Genomic DNA, 20,952 nt, shown 5'->3' with positions numbered 1-20,952 from the left:
AAAATAGTCCCCTTCGAAATGTATTTCAACGGGGACTACAATGTCACCATTACCCCTTATGGGATAATTACGGTAGGCATATCACTGGCACTAGCTTTGGGCTGATTATCTCCACGCTCGTCATAGACATCTAGCACAGGTCCGTTTTGACCCAACTGTACCTGGCAGGTAAATTCTCCGTTCTCACAACTTTGCTCCGGAATGGCTTGCCACGTGCCATTTAACTGTACATAATCATTGGCTTGCAATTCAGTTTTAGAATTATCACCTACGGTAGCAAAAGCTACCCCTATGGCAAAAATGATTGCCAACAGCGGTAAAATTACTTTTAACTTTTTCATGATTTTATAATTTATTAGGTTAATAAATAGTGCCGTTTAACCAGGTAATCGGCTTCAAACCTGGATTATCGCGCAATAATATTTTGGGAGTGTTACCGGGAATGAAGAAAAACATATACCTTTTTGTTTCTCAACTTCATTCTTCAAAACTCCATTAAAAAATATTTTAATTCATTGATCATCAACAGTGTAAATATCACAAAAAATACATAGTCAAAATGGAGATAAACATGTCAAATCAGTATAAATTCATCCAAATTTTATGAATTGCGTGTGATTTTTTTATAAAACCTGGGAGTTACATGAGTTTCCTTTTTAAAACTCTTCGAAAAATGGGGGTAAGAACTAAAGCCCATCTTAATCGAAATTTCCTTAAGGGAGAGACTTGTATTTTCAATGAGTATTTTGCATTGTCGGATGCGCTGCCGATTATAATATTGCATTGGTGTACATCCAAAAATCTCTTTAAAACCGGTTTTAATTTTATATTCATTGGTATTAAAAAGCATAGCTAATTGATCTAGAGTTTTAGGGGGTTCATCCAAATGCTGTACAATATAGATATGGATTTCGTGAAATAACTTTTGGTCCCATTTTGAAAATGTTTTGATTTCGAAATCTCTTGGTAATTCTGAGAAATCCTTCGAGGCATCCATAAGATAAGATGTTACGATATATTTTCCCTCCTTTACCCCGGTTAACCTCGAGACAACCGTATACAAATTTATTTGTAATAGTTCATCAAAATCATACTCCAGAAGCATGTGAAAAGATTGTTTTTTGGAGGCCATGAACTTCTTCATATTTTTCTGCCAGGTTGGCTGAAATTTCCTAACAAGTAGCTTAGAAAATGTGTTACCTAAAATAGTATATGGATCTACTTCAATATGATCAAGATGTTCATAGCTAAAATCAATCACCTTTAAACTTTTATCCAGTAGAAAGTTCGCCGTGCGAATAAGCATAGCTTCCGTATTTCTATTTAGCCATAAAAATTGATGCCGCTTTCTATAAAGTTCTTCTGAAGTTTGATTGGCATAAGCATGGAGACCTTCCAGCTCATCTTTGTGATCAGTGCGTTTAATTTGAAAGGAAAAATTACCTTTAGCGATTTCGGTAAGTATACGGTATATTCCACGTAAATTTACCCTATTAAATTCACGTTCCATAATAGTAGGTTTTAATTAATATTTTACTGGGTGTAGGGTTCTAAAAAGCGTAAAGCATTGTTTTTATATTGAAATAGCTGAGTTGGTATTTTGTGAGTAAGAGTTCTAAGATAGAACTCGGTAAGCCGAATAGCAATGGGAGATGTAGAATAAAGTGCGAGGGCTTTTATGAGCAGCGAACCTTCATGAACAAGGTAGTGCCGGGCTTCTGAATGCGACCCAATAATACCATCTAAATTACTGAAAATCGGATATTCCTTGTCCTGCTGAAATTCCATCCGGTCCCGAGCAATTCTTTTAGCAACTTTTAGGGTGACTATAAGATCAGGCTTATAATCTACAAAAAGAATACCATCACTAATCCAATATGTGCCGTACTTACCTTCAAACATAATTTGGGGATATTTTTGTTAAGTAGGTATTTTTTTAAGGAATATCTGGCAGAACCAGTTTATCATATCTCAAATATAAAAGATAAAATTCACTAAACACTTATACATTCAAGAGGTAAACTTGTGAATTTTATTAATTTTTAGCGTTTTTAATGCTTATAAGATCTAAAATCATAGAATTTAAGCTAATTTATTTCCAAATAAGAGTCCCTGGTATAATTTTCTTAAACAAAACCAAACTTGAAAAGAGCCCAACAACGATTTTATATATTTTCATTTACTACCAGCATGTTCCAAAAGGCGATGTCTACATTCAGCGAAAGAGTCGATAGCTTAATTCAATCAGGAAAAACCGATTTGACTAAGGCGGAGAATGGCATTAGCTTATGCATTAAAACTTTATCAAAACTGCAAAAGCAAGTCGATCAGAAGGATTTCGACAACATACAATCGGAGATCGAATTTTTCAGAAATATTAAGCCGCTCCCAATGAGCTATCTTATTTATTTCACCGAGGTAAGGTCTTGTGAATTGATGCTGCCAAAGGCGGGGAAATCTCATAAAATCCGATTCTTAGAGAAAGAGATCAAGAAAATCAATAAGTTCTTTTCGGCTAATAATAGTTTTGTGAATTATATGGAGCAAAACCATAACTACCTGGACTACGAATTCTTTAGTAGGAAAGGCAGAAGGGATTTTTCGTTTAGTCCCACCATTAACTATTATCAAAATCCAGAATTCTCAACCAGTCACGATATGCTTTGGTCAAAGGTTCAAGCTCTTTGCCGTTACATCCATTATATTCGGGAGAAGTTAGAATTAATACAACCCGGAAGCAGTGGAGACTTCAGGGAGCGACAACCCAACCTTTTGGTATGGTCGGGTACTAAAACAAGCCTGGTGGAAATTATCTATGCCCTTTACTTTAAAGGGGATAGCAATCACGGTACCGTAGATTTAAAAACCATCGTCGCTGCCTTCGAAGATTTCTTTAATATCGAGATCGATAACTTCTATAAAACCTACGGAGAAATGAAATCCCGTAAAGATCCGCGTACCAAATACCTCCACACTATTGCCGCAAAACTTGAGGCTAAAATGAATGAAGAAAATCACACATAGTTTTTCGTAGTCAATCGTTACTTCGAAAAGTTCTTTTCTTAGAATTTCTGTTTCCATTCCGCTCCAAATGATCGCCCTCCGCCATCCAAATACGATCAAATTAATTTAAATATCACCAAAGGTTAAAGTTTTTCGTACTACGAACCATCTACCGAAAAAAATCCATCAAAGCCACGCAATTTTACAAAACGAAAGTCAAATCATGGAAAGGGCTGTCATTTAAAATCTATGAACCTTGATGGCCCTTTCTTTTAAACACATTTTGTTATGCCAACATCTATTGTTACCACCGACGATCTTCGGGAATTTAAAATGGAATTACTGGAAGACATTAAAGAATTACTACAAAGCCAAAATGGACAGCCAACCAAGAAATGGCTAAAATCCACCGATGTTCTCGAACTGCTCAAGATCTCCCCGGGAACACTACAGAACCTTCGTATTAATGGCACTATTCCGTATACGAAAATGGGAGGTGTACTTTACTATGACTATGGCGACATCATGGAAGTACTGGAAAATAACCGCGTACATCATAAATTCTGATCTTGGAAGAAATCAATTACATCAAGCATCTCAATGGCGTGTTTGAACACTTTTCTAAAGACAACCGATTGAACCCTACGCATATCAGCCTTTATATTGCTCTATTTCAACTATGGAGCAGTAATTTTTTTAGGCAGGAATTCTATATCAACCGCGAAGAAGTAATGCAGTATGCAAAGATTGGTTCTAAATCTACCTACCATCGGTGCATCAAAGAGTTGAGCCATTGGAACTATATTTTGTATATCCCTCACATAATCCTTTTAAAGGGAGTAAAATCAAGATGTTCGATTTTGGGACAAGTACCGGACAAGTAGTGAACCAAAGCAGTACCAATAACGGGACAAGTAATGGACAAGCAGTGGTATCTATAAATAAACATATACAAACTATGCAAAACACTAAAAGCAATAACAAACAAGGGGATTTTAAAAATTCAAATTTTCAAAGTGCAAATGGATACAAACAAAAGCTTAGTGTCCCATATCAGGACAACCTTAAGACCAGTACCGATAAAAATTATGATGACCCCCTATGAAATATAAAGCTCCACATATCATTACCGAAGGTGGCGTCGCCTACCAACTTGGAAAACTACGCAACCAGGAGATTCAGTATGATTTTAAAAAAATGCTAATCTATCTGGATGCCAAAGGGAAGTTACTATTTGGGAAAAAGTTTAAAATTCACTCTGAAGACCAAAGGATTTTATACAAGCTATGCTCCTATTTCATCAAAGACCGTGATAGTTGTGAGAAATTTGGAATTGATATTGAAAAAGGTCTTCTGATTTCAGGCCCGGTGGGCTGCGGAAAAACAAGCCTGATGAAATTGCTTAGGCATATGGTGCCACACCAACGCCCCTATGAAATGATTCCCTGCCGAAATGTAGTGTTCGGTTTTAATCATTTAGGCTATAAAACCATTGAAGATTATGGCAATTCCTGTTTTTTCTGTTTTGATGATCTGGGCGTGGAACCTCCTGGCCGCTTTTATGGAAAAGATTGCAATGTAATGGGTGAAGTCCTATTATCGCGCTACGAGCTTTATTTAGATACCCAACGTAAAATAAAAACCCACGCCACCACTAATCTTAATGCACAGGAACTGGAAGAACGCTATGGTAATCGGGTTCGTAGCCGTATGCGGGAGCTATTTAACTTAATTGCTTTTGATAAGGAAAGTAGGGATAAGAGGAAATAGCAAAACAAGACTAATTCACTTTTTTAATTGATTTTTTCGCTTAAATTTGTGTTACGATTTTTATGAATAAATATATTCTCATATTATTTTCCTTCTGGATGATCCTCACCAATTCGTGTGTCCTAAAAAAGGGTGCACTCAATTTGGTAACCAACGGTCACGTAGAAAATTTTTACCAGCATTCAGAAAAATCACTTCCCAAGCTTTCATTTAATACTTTATCGTCCTGTAAAATTGGTTTTAAAAATGCGATTAAAACCCTTTCGGATAACTTTTCCTATTTACTGAAAGTTCTAAAAGATGCTCCAATTTTATTATTTTCACTTTATGGAGCTTTTTTAATTGGATTAATCCATATTTCATTTCGTTTTAAACGAAATTTCACATTAGCTATACGTTCCTGTTTTAAGGAGCCTCTCTACATCCAACTCCAGCGTCTACAGTACTACGCTTAAGCATTCCATTCTTTTCTTTTTTATTTCGTTGATACCGGGTTTTTCGGTATGAACTCCCTTTGATTTTTATTTATCATTTTAAAAAATATAGCATTATGAAATATGGAATGCTGATAATGGGATGTTTCCTGCTCTCGTATTCACTTACTTGTGCACAAACTTCAGAAAATATTCCGTTATCAAAACTTTATCAGGAGGCTGCGACCTATCCCGGGTTACAAGCAGAAGTCTCAAGCATTAAATCTGCCGATTACGATTATAGACTTGCCAAACAAGAAATCTTACCAGAGCTCAATCTTCAGGCACAACATACATTTGGAACTTTTGAAGGCGCCGCCGGAGCTTTTGTCCCATTACCTGGCTTTTTTAACGTCAGTGGCGAAGGTATTAATGGAAATACCGCGGTAAACACTATGGCCTCGGCTACTTTAAAATGGGACTTTCTCCGGTTTGGCAAATACAGAGACCAGATTGATCTAGCCCAGATAAACCAGGAACAGGCACAAACAGGATTTGATATTAAAGTTCTCGAACTAAGACATCAGATTACTAAAGCGTATTTTGGTTGGATTCATGGTAAAGCTATGCAAGACTGGGCCAAACGGGAAGCCGAACGCAATAAAAGCTTAGTTAAATTATCTTCCAGCCTGGTGCAATCTGGACTGGCCGCTGCTGCCGATTCCTTAATTGCATCAACAAGACTTAAGCAGGCCATAGCGCAACAGAAAAAATGGGAAGGACAAAATAACCGTTTTAAAAATCAGCTATTGGAATATACTGGAAAAGCAGTAAATATTGAAAATATACCAAAATCTTTCTTTTCAATCAGGGAAGTTGAAATAAACGATTCAGCCCGTAATCATCCCTTACTGACAGAAAAAAAATATCAAGATGAAGCACTCAAAGTGCGTGAAAAGATAGTGGACCATCAGGTGTTACCCGATATTTTTCTGCTTGCGGGTGGACTTTTAAGAGGAATAGGTTATGGTGACAATAGCCGGGCATTTCAGGACAGTTACGAATTACCCATCAGTAATTACCTGGTGGGTGTAGGACTAACATGGAATTTAAGCCAATGGTATTCCAAAGGATTAAAAACACGAAAAGTACAACAGGAACAAAAACGAGTTTCTCTGGAAAAGGAAGCTGTAAAACGCTTCATAACTGAACAGCAAAATTCACTACAGTTTCATATTGAAAAATCAAAAGAAGAAATTCAGGAAGCGGAAGGTGCCTATCGTTCAGCTTCCGAATCGTACCGCTTATTTAAGGTGCGTTATGAAAGCGGACTGATAAACCTTACCACCTTATTGCAAATCCAGCAAAGTCTTCAGTTTACCGAAAAAGCACGAATTCAGGCTTACTACGATTACTGGCAATATTGGAACAATTATGCCTATACACAAGCCGATTTTTCAATGCTTACCACAATATTCAATTAACAAATAGAAAAACGAATGAATATAATCAGATTCGCTTTACGAAAACCGATAGCCATCATCGTGACAGTTCTTGCGCTGCTCTATTTTTCGGTAATGGCCATTCAAAAAATTAAAGTAGATATTTTTCCGGAAGTAGAAGCACCGGCAATTTATATCGCGATGCCTTACGGAGGGCTTTCCCCTGCCTACATGGATGGATTTATGTCCAATGAGTTTCAAAAGGTACTCGTGTTTGTAGGTGGTGTTAAAAATATGGAATTTAAAAGTGTGCAAGGATTAACCTTGATGAAGTTAAGTTTTTATCCCGGTACCGATATGGCACAGGCACAGGCCGAGGTGGCCACCCAGGTATCCCGCGCCATGGCTTTTTTACCTCCTGGAGCAGTCCCCCCTCAAGTAGTGCGTTTTGATGCCGGTGCACAACCGGTTGGCCAAATAGTTTTTGAGAGTGACCAGCGGTCTACCGGAGAGCTGCAAAACCTGGCCATTACCCGTATTCGACCTTCTTTTGTAAATATTCCGGGAATTAGTGCACCGGCACCATTTGGCGGAAATGTGCGCACGATGGTGATTAATGTAAAGCCTGAAGAAATGCAGGCATATGGGCTTACCGCTGATAACATATTAGAGGCGGTAGCTAAAAATAATTTCCCCTCCCCTGCCGGGAATGTGCAGATAGGGAATACTAATTATATGGCCCCGGTCAATACTTTGGAACTTAGTAGGGAAGACTTTATGAATACCCCCATCAAAACCGGTTCGGGACCTACGGTATTTGTTCGGGATGTAGCCACTGTTATCGATGGAGCCGATAAAACCACCGCGTATGCCCTCGCTAATGGAAAGCGTACCGTTTATCTGCCCATCATTAAAAAAGCAGATGCCTCTACCCTGGCCGCCATAAATAACCTAAAGGATGCTATGCCGATGTTATCGGACGCCTTGCCGGAGGACGTATCGATCAAATTCGTGTTCGACCAGTCTACCTATATTGAAAATGCCCTTTCCAATTTATTGCACGAAGGAATTTTGGGAGCAGTCCTTACCGGCCTAATGGTACTGCTGTTTCTTGGAGATAAACGAGGGGCTCTAATTGTGGTGCTCACCATCCCGATTGCGGTACTCACCGCTATAATTATGTTATACCTGCTGGGGCAGACGATCAATATTATGACCTTAAGTGGTCTGGCATTGTCCATAGGTATTTTGGTAGATGAGGCTACAGTCACCATTGAGAATATTCATCAGCATTTTGAAATGGAAAAAACCAAACAACGAGCGATTTTAGATGCTTTATTGGAGATTTCGATACCAAAACTTCTAATTTTGCTATGTATTCTTGCTGTCTTAATTCCGTCATTTATGATGGTAGGAATTCCCCGGGATATGTTTATGCCTTTATCCATTGCGGTAGGCTCGGCAATGATTGCTTCTTTTTTGGCCTCACAGACTTTTATTCCTGTGGTGGCCAATTGGATAATGAAAAAGCATCCCCAAAAACATTCCGATACAAAGAAATCCCGGTTTGATAGGTTTAAGGGGCGATACCTAAAATTTATTCTTCACAATGAACGCATTAAAACACCTATTTTCTTTGGGTATTTACTTGTTGTAATCACTTTATCAGGAATTTTGTTCGTTTTCATTGGAACTGATATCCTGCCGCCGAGCGGTTCTAAGGATTTACAGTTGCGGATAAAAGCCCCGGTGGGTTCTGCTTTAGATCAAACGGAAGATTACGTATTGGCTGTAGAAAACCACATTCGAAAACAAATTACACCCGAAGACCTGGAAGTTACTTCAGGATTTGTAGGAATGCATTCGCCAAACACGCCAATTAACCCGATCTTTTTATTTACAAGTGGGTCTCAGGAGGCGATTTTACAGTTCTCGTTAGCGGAATCTTTTGAAGGGTCCGTAGATGAGCTCAAAGACAATTTGCGTAGCAGTCTTAAAAATAAGTTTCCTGAACTTCAATTCACCTTCGAACCGATGGAACTTGTGGAAAAAATTATGGGTCAAGGCTACAACACACCTATTGCTATTGAAGTATTAGGAAAAAACCTGGATCAGGTTACTTTGTATGCCCATAAGATCACGGATGCCTTAAAAGATGAAAATTACCTGACCGATGTGCATTTGAATGAACCCGTTGATTATCCCAGTATTTCGATAAACGTAGATCGTGAACGTGTGGCGCAACTGGGACTAACAATGCGTGAGGTGAGTACAGCCCTTACCACGGCGACGTCTTCTTCCCGTTTTGTAAGTAAAAATGTATGGGTAGATCCAAAATCCGGTCTGGTTTTTCAGGTTCAGGTTCAATTACCGGAAAATCAGGTTAATTCATTGAATGATCTTCAAAACCTTCCGCTAAAGCCGGGGGCAATGAGCCCCGTCCTTGATGATGTGGCAGATCTGAGTTTGGCGACCGAACCGGGACAGGTAAACCGAAAAGGCCCTAACCGTTTTGTAACCGTTACCGCCAACACCAATCACTCCGATTTGGGAAGTGCCTCCCGGAAAGTTCGTAAAATTCTTAGCGAATTGGACGCCCCGCCAAGAGGCTATAGCGTTAGAATGGCCGGAGAGGTAAATGTGCTTAGCGAGACTTTATCGGGCTTGCAATCTGGATTGCTGGTCGCCATTGTGGTAATTTTCTTAATGCTGACCGCTTACTATCAATCTTTTAAAACCTCTTTGGTTATTTTGGGGATTATACCTGCTGTGGTGGCAGGAAGTCCTTTTAAGTTTATCACTTTTGGGGAGTACACTCAACCTGCAATCGTATATGGGTATGATTATGGCCGTAGGGGTTTCGGTATCCAATGCGGTACTTATTATCAACCAGAGCGAACTTTTTAGAAAAGAGAAACTGGAAAATGCGGCCGAATCTTCCCTATTGGCGGTAGCCTCCCGTTTTCGACCTATTTTAATGACCGCCCTGGCAATGATTGCCGGGATGATCCCAATGGCACTGGGACTTGGTGATGGCGGATCGCAGGTCGCCCCGCTGGGACAGGCCGTAATTGGCGGTTTGGTATTTTCAACTTTTACCTCCCTACTGGTTTTGCCATTTATGTATAGTATTGCTTATGCCAATACCCAGCCTAAAAAAGTTTCGTTAGATCCAGACGACCTACACAGTAAATACTATCAAAAAAACTTAAAATCATAACAAATGAAATTTTACATAAAATCTATTTCTTTTTCCTTACTTACCCTTCTTTTAATGGCGTGTGGTAATGCTGAAAACAAAGCAAAGAAGGAAGATAAACCTTTAAAACCTACCTATCAGGTTACCAACGTAAAAAGTGATACGTTAAAATATAAACTTTCCCTTCCCGGTGAACTAAAACCCTATGAAGAGGTGACTTTATATGCCAAAATTGAAGGTTTTGTTGAAAAGCTAAATGTAGATCGAGGAGATTTAGTAAAAAAAGGAGAAATTTTATTAAATATTGAAGCTCCGGAAATTCAACAAAAATTATTGGCCGCCCGGGCAAAGCAGCGTGAAATAGCTGAAAAGCTAAGTTTTAGTGCACAAAACTACCAACGGATGAACCGAGCTTCTGAAGTTGAAGGTGCAATATCATCAATAGAACTTGAACAGACCAAAACGCGTTTTATGGGTGACAGTGCTGCTTTGAGTGCTGTAAAAGCAGAAGTAGCGGCCGCTGCGCAGTTGGCGGGATATCGTAATATAAAATCTCCATTTGACGGAGTGATCACTAGCCGAATGGTTTCTCCCGGTGCCCTGGTAGGAAGTGGAAAGGAACCACTTTTAAAATTGGCTCGAGAAGATAAACTGCGTCTGCTAGTGGCTATTCCTTACAAACACGCAAATGCACTTTCTCCAAATAGTAAAGCTAGTTTTACCCTGAATTCCGCTCCCGGAAAAAAATTTGATGTAAACTTTTCGCGTAGTAGTAAAGTACTTGATCCCAAGTTACGCTCGATGATGGTGGAATTTGATTTTGATAATTCATCGGATGTTTTAAGTGCAGGTGCTTATGCAGAAGTAACATTAAAATTAAAGCGGAACGAGCCTACTCTCAGAGTTCCTGCAAGTAGTATTATTACCACTACAACAAGCACGTTGATCGCAAAAGTGGAATCTGGAGAAATTCAATTGGTTCCCATAACTACTGGAATTACCCAAGGAAAAATGATAGAAATATTCGGAAATCTTGATAGTAGGGACCAGGTTATTTTGAAAGGAAATTCCACCCTTAAAAACGGAATGTCCATAAACGCTATAACAGAACAAAATCAATTAAATTAGAAAAGTAATATTTAATAAAATAATCATATTTAAAAATCAATAGTATGAAACATATTTTTTGGGGTATCGCACTCCTTTTAACACAAACAATTACAGCACAAAAATGGAGTACTCCCAGAATCGAAAGCTATGGAAAAATTCATTTTGATAAAAATTTAAGTTTCCAGCCCGATATAAATAAGACCTATAAATTAGTTTTTAATATAGACAATGATGCTCAAAAGGAAGGAGTAAATATGAGACTATGGAAAATTGCCCGGGAACTGAATCTATTAAAAGCCGCAGGGGTTCCCGATCAGAACATAGAAATAGCGGCCGTGGTTCACGGAAAAGCCATTGCCATAAGTTTGACGGATAAAGCCTACAAAAAACGTTATCATAAGAAAAATCCTAATACAGATTTGGTAAAAGCACTTAATAACGCTGGGGTAAAATTATACCTCTGCGAACAAACTTTGGCAGGAATGAACTTTGAAGAAAGTGAATTAAATCCATCTTGGGAAGTAACCTTATCGGCCCTCCTAACGCTACCAATTTTGGAAAGTGAGGGTTATTTTATGGTGCCTTAATTCATTTAGAGGTCAGTAAATATACTTATTAAGAATTTGAAGGAATATACATTTTATGGAACTGATATCTATGCAAATTAAAACAGTCCAACTCTTCAAATTATTAATAGAAACTAATTCATGCATTATTTTCTTCCGAATTATTATTTACTGACCTTTAACTCTTTAGTATTAACCAATCAGATTAGAATTATATAAATTGTCTTGAGATTTCTTCAAATCTCTAATATGGGCTATCAAAAAATAGTTAGATCAAATAGAATAATCTTATTAAAAAGATAAGAGTATTTAGTTTCCTACGGTATTGTGATATGTGATATAATTGATTGATTTTACCTGAATAAAACCACAAATCTGACGTTTTCAGCTACTCTTTCCATTTCCTCTTTTGATGGATTTTCAAACCAAATAGGGAAACTTTATAGGTAAATATTAGTCATAAATAAGCAGTAGATGATTGATCAAGCTTGTTCTAACTATGCAAAGACAAATTATATTTAATAAGTGGATAATATCAAATATTTCTTCTTATTCGGCTCAGGGATGACGGAGTAATTCCTAAATAGGAAGATAACATATGTAATGGGACTCGATTAGCTAAGCCGGGATAATGGTTAAGAAAAAGTAAATATCTGTCCTTTGCTTCCAGGTTCATCATAATGTTAGCAGTCTTGAGTTTACTTTCAGTCACAAATGCATAAAGTTTATTAATTAATAAGGGCCAGATAGAAATCTGCTCCTTCAAAATTTCAAAATCTCTGTAATCTATATACCAGATACTCGCATCGGTTATAGCTTCTATATAATCATTGGAAGGAGCCCTAATTTGAAAATTCTGAAAATCACCGATAAAACGCCCTTCATAAATAAAATAACGGGTAAAATCATCCCCAACTTTATTATAATAAAGGGAACGAAATACGCCCTTCTCTACAAATGCAATTTTCGTACAGGGTTTTCCACTTTCAATAAAATATTGACCGCTGGTTATTTCAAGTTTTTTGAATAATCGCTGAATAAAGATTTCTTCTTCAATCGTTAGATTTCCGAATTTCTTGATATATAAAATTAGTTCGTCCATTTAATGCAGCTATACTCTGAATATTCTACTGTTGGTCATAACAAATAACTACTTGTTCCCGTTTAGGTCCCGTCGAAATGTATTTAACCGGAACTCCCAATTGACTCTCTAAAAAATCAATGAATTGTTTTAGTTCTAAAGGAAACGAAGTCTCATCTAAAATATCTGAAAAATTTTTATTCCATCCATTAAAATCTTTGAATACAGGCTTACTATTTACACGCTGTAAATCTAAGGATGCAATATCTCTAATTTCACCATCTATTTCATAGCCTGTGCATACTTGAATCATATCCATTCCGTTAAGAATATCCATTTTGGTTATCGCTATATTAGTAATTCCATTTATCATAATTGCATATTTTAATGCAGGTATATCTAACCATCCTATCCTTCTTGGACGATTAGTATTAGAACCATATTCATTTCCCTTTTCCCTCAACTCATCAGCTATTTCACCATTAATTTCTGTCGGAAAAACACCTTTACCTACACGGGTGCAGTAAGCTTTAGTTACACCAAAAATCTTATTAATATTTCGTGGTGAGACCCCTAGACCAGTACAGGCTCCAGCCGCTATTGTACTACTAGAAGTCACGTATGGATAAGTACCATAATCAATGTCAAGCATTGTTGCTTGTGCCCCTTCTGCTAAAACTTTTTTTCCTTCCTTTATCGCTTTATTAATTATAAACTCAGTGTTTTGTATGTTTAGTTTTTTTAAGAAATCAAGAGCCTTAAAATATTCTTCCAACATCCCTTTAAATTCAGGTATTTCTTTTCCGAAGCTGGATAATTCATTATGTTGCCTGAATAAAGTTTTCTCTATATCGTTTTTAAAATCAGGGGAAAAGATATCTGCCACGCGAGGATTACTCCTCAACATTTTATTAGAATATGTATGCGCAATTCCCATTTTAGTAGTGTCAATAGTGGGATAGTGCGAAGATTCTTCATAATATTGATCAAAGTATTTATAAGTGGGAAGAACCAAATGGGCTTTTTCTGAGATTATTATCTTTTCTTCTGGTTTCAATTTAGAATCTATCGACTTTAATTTTAGAATTTCCTCATTCAAAATAATAGGATCTAAAGCAACTCCGGTTCCAAGAATATTTGTAGTTTCTGGAAAAAATATTCCGGAAGATATTAGGTTTAAAGTGACTTTTTTCTCTTTATAATAAATTGTATGTCCAGCATTTGCTCCACCATTAAATCTTGCTACAATATCATAGTTCTGGCAGATTAAATCAATAATTTTGCCTTTTCCTTCATCTCCCCATTGAAGACCTATTAATATATCCATTTGATAAGAATTTGATTAAAGCCCAAAAGTAATTTTTCAATTCCAGGAGAAAATTGTCATTTGACAAATAATAAACATTCCAAGACCAAACGTAAGAGAGGCATCAAGCTTCAGTTACGACGAATCGCCTACAATGCTTCAGAAAGCTATTTGGTAATACAACTTACCAATACTTCGGGAATTACTTTCGAAATAGATTTTCTGAAAGTATACCGCGTTAATGGCAACAAAAAAAGAAAATCTTTCAAAAACTGGAAATAAAACCGATCTATACTTGCCATATGCCTTCGAAAATCTATAACAGCCAATCGTTACGCTTAGTATATGTGCTTCCTAAGTTTGTACTGGGAAGTAAGGAGAAATTGCAATTGGAATTGCAAGAGTTAAATGGAAGTAGAAAGGTATTGCTGAAAAAGAGACTTTAGATTTCTAACATTGATTCATTTACAGCTTTTTTTTCCATTCCTACTTTTAAGCTACTAATCGAGAGCTTCTTATTTCTAAAATAATTAGTAGGAGCTAAAAGTTCTCAGTTTCTCTAGCTACGTATAAAATTAACTATCTCAGTGTAACCTTCTAAACATCGAAACATATAATCTTGATTATCGACTAGAGAAATTTTTAGTTAAAAAAATATTCTTAAAATTTACACTATCCATGGAGTTTAGGGGTGTGATATAATCACAAATAGGAAAGTTTATATAATGAAAGCTGTAGTATTTAAATAGGACTTAAAACAACTAAATATTTTAAAACCTAAATTAATTAAATTATTAAAAGTAGTATGTTATATTAATGACGTATGTAGAATTGCATTCTAAATATAATATTCTAAGTATTTATAGAATAAATAAACTAAAATAAAAAAGCCAATAATAGCATATAAAACAGTACGGTTTATTTTAGGCAATTTCATAAAAGATATACTTCCATTGGATTAAGTTTATAAAATTTAATTTTTGGCTGGTTGAATATTAACAAAACTTTGTTTGTACAATTTGTTTTATCGTCAAAACCATTCCTTTTACCTATTATTTTTTATTTTCAAATATAAAAATCAGTCGATAGCAATATTCTAATTTTTGTGTTTAAATAGTGCTTTAAAAGTTTTTGAAAAGCTTAGATTTATGTAGTTTTACCCTATGGAATTTCCCCTAAATAAGTGTTGCTTTGTATTTCTTGCCATTTATCTGGTATTTGGTCATTACACAGAATGCTCTGCTAATTCTTTAAAATCTGGGTTAATATTATCTGAAAAAAATGACCATAACAGGGAAATTTCGGCTCCATCTTCAAATTCGGATCATTATTCTCATGGCGACATATTGGTCCTACATGCAAAAAGAGATTCAAAAGAAAATTTTCCCTATAATAAAGGATTGGTTAATGCTATTCCTTTCGGCCAGTTATTATTACCTGTATATTTTACAATAATTTACTCTCAATATCTTTTTTATAGATCTGGTAATTTATTACGGTTATTTCCTTTCCATAGTTTTTGGTAGGCGTATTCAATTTTTCCGCATTCACCTTTAAAATTCTTCTGAACTATTAACTTATCAAACTATGGAATCATCTAATTTACGTATGATCCTACCCGCTTTAATGCTTATTGCTAGTTGGGTCATTATTTTATGGAAAAACTTCAGACAAATTATACCGGTTGTTGAAGCCAGACCAAACATTGAAAAAATAACTAAATATCATCGTTTAAAACGTGTAGGGGGATATTACTGGATTATATTTTCCTTATTTATCCTCATGACTATAATTTATTCGTTACTGCCTGATTATGATTTTATATTTATGCCTGTTGCCTATTTTGACCATCCGTTAGTCAATGAACTAGGACTCATGATTCTTAAAATATCGATCATTTGGATCGTTATTGCCCAATTACAAATCGATCGTGAGCTCTATAAGTATTCACGGGATATTGATAGCTTAGCCGCCATGGAACTGGTACACTATTCCGAAAAAATGTTGTTATCAGGTATGCTGGTACTTTTTTTAGGCTACTTTACAACAGTTACTAATATTGCGGGATTTATTTTAGTTCTTATTGGTATCATTATTCATTTCAGAACTTTTGGCTTTCCTTATGCAAATCACACAAGAACTTAGCTTTAAAAAAAGTGATAACTATTATTTAATTGCCGTTGTATAATTATAAAGAGCGATATAAATAAAATATATTCATAGTTTTATATTCTCAGTTCTTTTACATCCTTCATCTAACAGACAGGGTTTTACCTAAGCTAAATTAATAGGGAATCGTGTGAAAATCCGGAGCTGCCGCCAGGGCTCTATGATATATATTCCCCCAGAGTACCCTGAAAGAGATGTTTAAGCTTTTACCAGCCAAATAACTTTGGGTTGATCCTGATTGTGGTTTAAAAACACGCAATTGGGAAGAAACAGAAAAGCCATTAAAATCGATGGTTACGGCTTCAACAGAAGTTTCTAAAATTTATGGATAATAAAAATTGTTAATAAACACGAAAAGAAGTATCGCCCAAGATGCCAAACCCTTTTTTGAATGTAAAATAGGTTCTATCATACTTTGTGATTGTTCATCGATAAAGATGAGTTATGATGAATTAATTATATAAAAATAAAGTATGATGATTGTCTTTGTATCCTTGTATCCAGTATATAAAAATGATTAAAGCAGATTATCAATCAAAATTTTCAAAAAGTTAAAGCGTATTTTGGGCATATTTTACAGACCCCAAAATTCAGAGTAATTTTCTCCAAAACATACTACCAGTAATAAATACATATTTGTCAAGCTTAAAATTGTTTCTATTACACCAACTACCTTATCTATCTTTAATTCAAGTTTAATTCCGAGTTCAGTATACGTCTTAGAAATATTAGTTAAACGAAAATTAAAAGCCTCTTCTAAAGCATGGGTAATGATTGAGATTTGATTTTCCATAATTAAAACCTTCTCTCGAAAATAATATCTCGTTAATATTTATCCATGGACGGCCTCACAATTTTTCGAAAATGCGACTATTCCTACAGGAATGAAATTCTGAGAGTATCGGTTTTCACTCTTCAAATTGTTTTCTGTATTAATCATAATCGCTACTTTATAGAATTATTTACTATTATAATAAATAGGTATTAATTACCTAATCGGAACTATTATTAAGCTTTGCATTGAGCATCGCCATATCATCTTTCACCTTTTTATCAACTACCCGGGCATAAATTTGTGTAGTAGCTAGTTTCGTGTGTCCTAATAGCTTTGAAACAGTCTCTATTGGTACTCCATTGGTCAACGTGATGGTTGTTGCAAAGGTATGCCTGGCAATATGAAAGGTTAGATGTTTTTTGATGCCACAGAAATCAGCTATTTCTTTTAAATAACTGTTCAATTTTTGGTTCGAATAACGAGGTAATAAGGTTTTAGAATGTACCGTTTTTGGGTGATCCTGGTAACGTTTTAAAATATCTCTTGCCTGATTAAGTAAAGGAATCTTTAAAGCAGTTTTTGTCTTTTGCCGTTCTGTTTCTATCCATTGATTCCCATCAAAATCCATCCCAATATTATCCATAGTTAGTTTAGTGATATCAATGTAAGAAAGTCCCGTATAGCAGCTAAAGAGAAAAATATCCTTTACAATGTTAAGTCTATTTATGGACGATTGGAAATCCTCAATGGATTGTAACTCCTCCCTAGTTAAAAACTCCCTTCTCTTTTTTACATAAGATGATTTAAATCGCACAAAAGGATCTTTAGGTATCCACTCGTGATGATAGGCCATTGTAACCATTTTACGCAATCGCTGAAGATGCTTCATTGCGGTATTGTGTCCCATTTTTCGTTGGTGATCAGTAGGCTGGTAGGATTTTATAAAAAATTCAAAATCCTTAATAAAGGAAAAATTTAAATATATTAACCTAAAATCTTCTAAATTAAATTTAGCCCTTAAAAACTTTTGCAAGTACCCTTGCGTGACTTTGTAATGTCGTAAGGTATGAGCGGAAATTGAATGACGAGAAATCTCATTGTGGTATTCAAATAATTCCTGCAATGAACGGTAAAATTTATCCGCTCCTAAATATCTGTTCTTGATCGCCTGAGCAGTGACCATTTTATTTTCGCTTAGCAAATCTTCGTAGGCGGTATAAATTTTTGAACGCACTTGATCTAAATACTTATTTAAAAGTTTAGATTCTTGTCGTGTCCCTCTCATTATACCTCTAGCTGCATCCCAATCAGTAGAATTAACACGTCTCTGAATACTAATGTTTGCTCTCTTACCATTTACCGTTATTCTTGCATAAACAGGAACTTGATTATTCTTGATTCGAGAAGAGCAAACCCAGAAAATTAAACTAAATGTTGACCGATTTTTCATTTTTATCGTCTTTAATTACACATTTTTTAAAGACGAAAGTCAAATTCAATAGGTTCAATATCAGTATTTTAAACACCTATTCGGTTAACACTTTTGTTCTTACTAAAACTGTCAACCGAATTGTGAACGTTTTTAATGATTTTCATTGGTTTTAAAGATAATCAATAAAAACATAAAACCCTGAAAATCATACGATTTTCAGGGTTTTGGTGTCAATTATATACTTGAAAAGTGATCGCGACAGGATTCGAACCTGTGACCGTCTGCTTAGAAGGCAGATGCTCTATCCAACTGAGCTACGCGACCATTTTTGCGGTTGCAAATATAATCTCTTTTTATTTTAAAGCAAGGCTTTTTTTAATAAAAATTAGTTTTTGTTTCAACTCATTCTTTTAAATATTGATAAGCAACACTTTAGTAGTCTAAAAAAAATTATCATTATATAAGCCATGGGTATAGGATTACAATGGTCTTAAAGTTTTTACTTATTTTTATACTCGATTTAATCCTAACACAAATAAGAATGCTTAATTATCCAATCAAATTTACACCTATCCTAAAAGAAAAAATTTGGGGAGGTGAGAAATTAGCGACCATATTAAACAAAGAATCAAACGCAAAAAATTTAGGCGAAAGCTGGGAAATCTCTGGTGTTAAAGGTGATATCTCTGTGGTAGAAAATGGAGCTCTTAAAGGCAAAACTTTAAACGAACTTTTAGAAGAATATAAAGGAAGAATTTTAGGCGAAAAGATATATGCTGACTTTGGAGCTGAATTTCCACTGCTTATAAAGTATATCGACGCGAAAACCGCACTTTCTGTACAATTGCATCCTCATGATGATCTTGCTAAAGAACGCCATAATAGTTTTGGAAAAACCGAAATGTGGTTTATCATGCAAGCCGACAAGAATGCAGATATCAATGTAGGTTTTAAAGAGACGATTACCAAGGAAGATTATATTAAACATCTTGAAGAAGGTAAAATCACAGAGGTTCTTAATTTCGAACCGGTTAAAAAAGGAGATAGCTTCTTTATAAATACCGGTAAAGTACATGCTATTGGAGCTGGTGTATTATTAGCTGAAATTCAACAAACTTCAGATATAACCTATAGAATTTACGATTGGGATCGTGTAGATGATCAGGGAAATGCCAGAGAGCTACATACGGCTTTAGCCATAGATGCTATCGACTTTGAAAAGAAAGATGATTTTAAAATGGAGTATGATAAAACTCCTAACCAATCTTCAAATATTGCAGATTGCCAATACTTTACGACTAATTATTTACCCGTAAAAGGTAGTATCACGAAAGACTATTCAGCTGTAGATAGTTTTATCATTTATATGGCTGTTAGTGGTAAAGCTAGCATAAGTGTAGCGGGAAATACTGAGGAAATAGAACAGGGACAAACTTTATTAATTCCTGCGGAAAATAAAGAAGTCCAGATAAGTGCAGATAACTGCGAATTATTGGAAGTTTCTGTAAGCAGATAAAATAATTTTATGACCAAAAAAAGCCGATTTAATCGGCTTTTTTGGTAAAAATTGAAATTCTTATGATCTTCTTATATAGAAAAAACATTTACAACTTCTAAACATCTCGATAACCATCATAATCTAATTGCTATCCTCTTGGCGTTGCCAATAAAGGAATTTATCTACTTCTACTACCGTTCCAATATTGAATTTCAAGATTTATGACACCTGGTGGGTTCTTTAAATTTGTATATGCTTTTACTGCTTATAATTGATTAATATGCCATAAGAACAAACAGTAAAATCTCCCGGGCAGTAAACAAATTAGAGTTTAGTCTTTATAAACCCTAATATTAAAATTACTGAACAAGGTTGATGCCTTATGCTCCTGGCGAAGCGGACTGCTGATAAAGAAATGCTTGGCTTTCTCTCCATTAAATAGTTTAGTATCTGCTATTTTATCATCATCTAAAAATATTTTCACCTGATCTTTATGAACCTCAATCGCAACATGCATAACCTGATTGGCATAAGTCTCTAAATCGAAATTTGAAGCCTGATAAATATCTGCTGAAGAACTACTCACTACAATATCATTATTATTCATATACTGTAATTGGGCAGACCATATAGTATTGGAAGAAATCCACCTTGTAAGGCTATTATCCTTGGTAAAACCAAAATATAGTGAAGATAGATCATCAACTTTATCTGCGGCTACCAAAAGATCAAACTCTATCGTAAAATCATCTGGATAGTAAATAGAATGATTTAATTTATAGGTAGTACGCTCAGACATTTTTAACCAGTTTCCTCCTATCTGATTTACGGGAACGACAGATCCAGAGCCTGTTGTCTTCCAGTCTCCGGGCATTGAACCTACTTCACCTCTTGAAAAATTAGAGACATAAATAATAGAATCACCAGGATAAAAATTTATGGTATTTTCTAACTGAATTCGGCCCGATTTCGACTTCTGCTTTCGGTCTTTCTTACCAGAATTTAACCCCTCTTCTACTACCTCACTTGCTTTATCTTCAATTTTGTTTTTTATCTTATCAAATAGTTGTGCCTGAAGTACATTGGAAATCATAAAAAAGACGGTCAGGAAAAAATAAGCTTTCGTTTTCATAAGATATTAGTTCTATATTTTCTTTCAAATATACTTCTGAAAAAATACCTGATATT

Annotated in this window: 19 protein-coding genes, 1 tRNA gene and 2 pseudogenes; 13 read left to right on the top strand and 9 right to left on the bottom strand. The window is 35.4% G+C overall.

All coding sequences use genetic code 11. The annotated features are described in order from the left end of the window. Positions 1-56 precede the first annotated feature (56 nt). The 3 genes from ZPR_RS10620 to ZPR_RS10610 all read right to left on the bottom strand — a co-directional run bounded on the left by ZPR_RS10620 (position 57) and on the right by ZPR_RS10610 (position 1,902). A complete protein-coding gene (locus tag ZPR_RS10620; protein WP_013071664.1) occupies positions 57-341 on the bottom strand; it encodes a DUF6520 family protein in 285 nt (94 codons plus the stop codon). Between the two features lie 260 nt (positions 342-601). Continuing rightward, on the bottom strand, positions 602-1,510 hold the full coding sequence (locus ZPR_RS10615; protein ID WP_013071663.1) for a helix-turn-helix domain-containing protein: 909 nt from the start codon (positions 1,508-1,510) through the stop codon (positions 602-604). A 23-nt stretch (positions 1,511-1,533) separates the two neighbouring features. After that, positions 1,534-1,902, bottom strand: a complete 369-nt coding sequence (locus tag ZPR_RS10610; RefSeq protein ID WP_013071662.1) for a DUF7793 family protein — start codon at positions 1,900-1,902, stop codon at positions 1,534-1,536. A gap of 288 nt (positions 1,903-2,190) precedes the next feature. On the opposite strand from ZPR_RS10610, the gene ZPR_RS10605 reads away from it, so the two are divergent. The 9 genes from ZPR_RS10605 (at position 2,191) to ZPR_RS10565 (ending at position 11,524) form a co-directional block, all read left to right on the top strand. After that, positions 2,191-3,024 carry an RteC domain-containing protein gene (locus ZPR_RS10605; protein ID WP_013071661.1) on the top strand — a complete coding sequence of 278 codons (834 nt, stop codon included), beginning with the start codon at positions 2,191-2,193 and terminating at the stop codon, positions 3,022-3,024. A gap of 267 nt (positions 3,025-3,291) precedes the next feature. Then, the gene (locus ZPR_RS10600; protein ID WP_013071660.1) at positions 3,292-3,570 is read left to right on the top strand and encodes a helix-turn-helix domain-containing protein; all 279 of its coding nucleotides are present in this window, start codon (positions 3,292-3,294) and stop codon (positions 3,568-3,570) included. Positions 3,571-3,775: 205 nt separating this feature from the next. After that, complete coding sequence (locus tag ZPR_RS23935) at positions 3,776-4,108, top strand: hypothetical protein (RefSeq protein ID WP_316928314.1); 333 nt, start codon at positions 3,776-3,778, stop codon at positions 4,106-4,108. Then, positions 4,105-4,773, top strand: a complete 669-nt coding sequence (locus ZPR_RS10590) for an ATPase (protein ID WP_013071658.1) — start codon at positions 4,105-4,107, stop codon at positions 4,771-4,773. The genes ZPR_RS23935 and ZPR_RS10590 overlap by 4 nt, the downstream gene beginning before the upstream one ends. Before the next feature lie 550 nt (positions 4,774-5,323). Continuing rightward, on the top strand, positions 5,324-6,670 hold the full coding sequence (locus tag ZPR_RS10580) for a TolC family protein (protein ID WP_041578846.1): 1,347 nt from the start codon (positions 5,324-5,326) through the stop codon (positions 6,668-6,670). Between the two features lie 15 nt (positions 6,671-6,685). Further along, positions 6,686-9,535, top strand: coding sequence for an efflux RND transporter permease subunit (locus ZPR_RS10575; RefSeq protein WP_233421400.1), 2,850 nt, complete (start codon positions 6,686-6,688; stop codon positions 9,533-9,535). Then, positions 9,474-9,848 carry an efflux RND transporter permease subunit gene (locus ZPR_RS23700; protein WP_394329740.1) on the top strand — a complete coding sequence of 125 codons (375 nt, stop codon included), beginning with the start codon at positions 9,474-9,476 and terminating at the stop codon, positions 9,846-9,848. The genes ZPR_RS10575 and ZPR_RS23700 overlap by 62 nt, the downstream gene beginning before the upstream one ends. 3 nt (positions 9,849-9,851) lie before the next feature. Continuing rightward, positions 9,852-10,955 carry an efflux RND transporter periplasmic adaptor subunit gene (locus ZPR_RS10570; protein ID WP_013071653.1) on the top strand — a complete coding sequence of 368 codons (1,104 nt, stop codon included), beginning with the start codon at positions 9,852-9,854 and terminating at the stop codon, positions 10,953-10,955. Positions 10,956-10,999: 44 nt separating this feature from the next. Continuing rightward, complete coding sequence (locus ZPR_RS10565) at positions 11,000-11,524, top strand: DsrE family protein (RefSeq protein WP_013071652.1); 525 nt, start codon at positions 11,000-11,002, stop codon at positions 11,522-11,524. Between the two features lie 514 nt (positions 11,525-12,038). Here the strand turns inward: ZPR_RS10565 and ZPR_RS10560 are convergent. Both ZPR_RS10560 and ZPR_RS10555 read right to left on the bottom strand, forming a co-directional pair. Continuing rightward, on the bottom strand, positions 12,039-12,605 hold the full coding sequence (locus ZPR_RS10560; protein ID WP_013071651.1) for a Crp/Fnr family transcriptional regulator: 567 nt from the start codon (positions 12,603-12,605) through the stop codon (positions 12,039-12,041). A 25-nt stretch (positions 12,606-12,630) separates the two neighbouring features. After that, positions 12,631-13,911: an adenylosuccinate synthase gene (locus tag ZPR_RS10555; protein ID WP_013071650.1), complete on the bottom strand. Its 1,281-nt coding sequence runs from the start codon at positions 13,909-13,911 to the stop codon at positions 12,631-12,633. 87 nt (positions 13,912-13,998) lie between these two features. Between ZPR_RS10555 and ZPR_RS24100 the strand changes: the two are divergent. From ZPR_RS24100 to ZPR_RS24030, 3 genes and pseudogenes are all read left to right on the top strand, one after another. Beyond that, positions 13,999-14,336, top strand: a pseudogene (locus ZPR_RS24100) (DUF4138 domain-containing protein); the annotation flags it as partial. 1,141 nt (positions 14,337-15,477) lie between these two features. Then, a complete protein-coding gene (locus tag ZPR_RS10540) occupies positions 15,478-16,035 on the top strand; it encodes a hypothetical protein (protein ID WP_148211712.1) in 558 nt (185 codons plus the stop codon). Between the two features lie 284 nt (positions 16,036-16,319). Beyond that, positions 16,320-16,391, top strand: a pseudogene (locus ZPR_RS24030) (hypothetical protein); the annotation flags it as partial. 242 nt (positions 16,392-16,633) lie between these two features. Here the strand turns inward: ZPR_RS24030 and ZPR_RS10535 are convergent. The 3 genes from ZPR_RS10535 to ZPR_RS10525 form a co-directional block, all read right to left on the bottom strand. Continuing rightward, positions 16,634-16,852, bottom strand: coding sequence for a hypothetical protein (locus ZPR_RS10535; protein WP_013071646.1), 219 nt, complete (start codon positions 16,850-16,852; stop codon positions 16,634-16,636). A gap of 199 nt (positions 16,853-17,051) precedes the next feature. After that, positions 17,052-18,284 carry a site-specific integrase gene (locus ZPR_RS10530; RefSeq protein WP_013071645.1) on the bottom strand — a complete coding sequence of 411 codons (1,233 nt, stop codon included), beginning with the start codon at positions 18,282-18,284 and terminating at the stop codon, positions 17,052-17,054. Positions 18,285-18,516: 232 nt separating this feature from the next. Next, positions 18,517-18,590: transfer RNA gene (locus tag ZPR_RS10525), tRNA-Arg, on the bottom strand. A gap of 217 nt (positions 18,591-18,807) precedes the next feature. Between ZPR_RS10525 and ZPR_RS10520 the strand changes: the two genes are divergently transcribed. Continuing rightward, positions 18,808-19,782, top strand: a complete 975-nt coding sequence (locus ZPR_RS10520; protein WP_041578844.1) for a type I phosphomannose isomerase catalytic subunit — start codon at positions 18,808-18,810, stop codon at positions 19,780-19,782. A gap of 313 nt (positions 19,783-20,095) precedes the next feature. Here ZPR_RS10520 and ZPR_RS10515 read toward each other — a convergent pair whose 3' ends face one another. Continuing rightward, complete coding sequence (locus tag ZPR_RS10515; RefSeq protein WP_041578843.1) at positions 20,096-20,896, bottom strand: hypothetical protein; 801 nt, start codon at positions 20,894-20,896, stop codon at positions 20,096-20,098. Positions 20,897-20,952 lie beyond the last annotated feature (56 nt).

The sequence above is a fragment of the Zunongwangia profunda SM-A87 genome (assembly GCF_000023465.1).
GTDB lineage: Bacteria > Bacteroidota > Bacteroidia > Flavobacteriales > Flavobacteriaceae > Zunongwangia > Zunongwangia profunda.
This window is presented reverse-complemented; position numbering and strand designations above follow the sequence as displayed.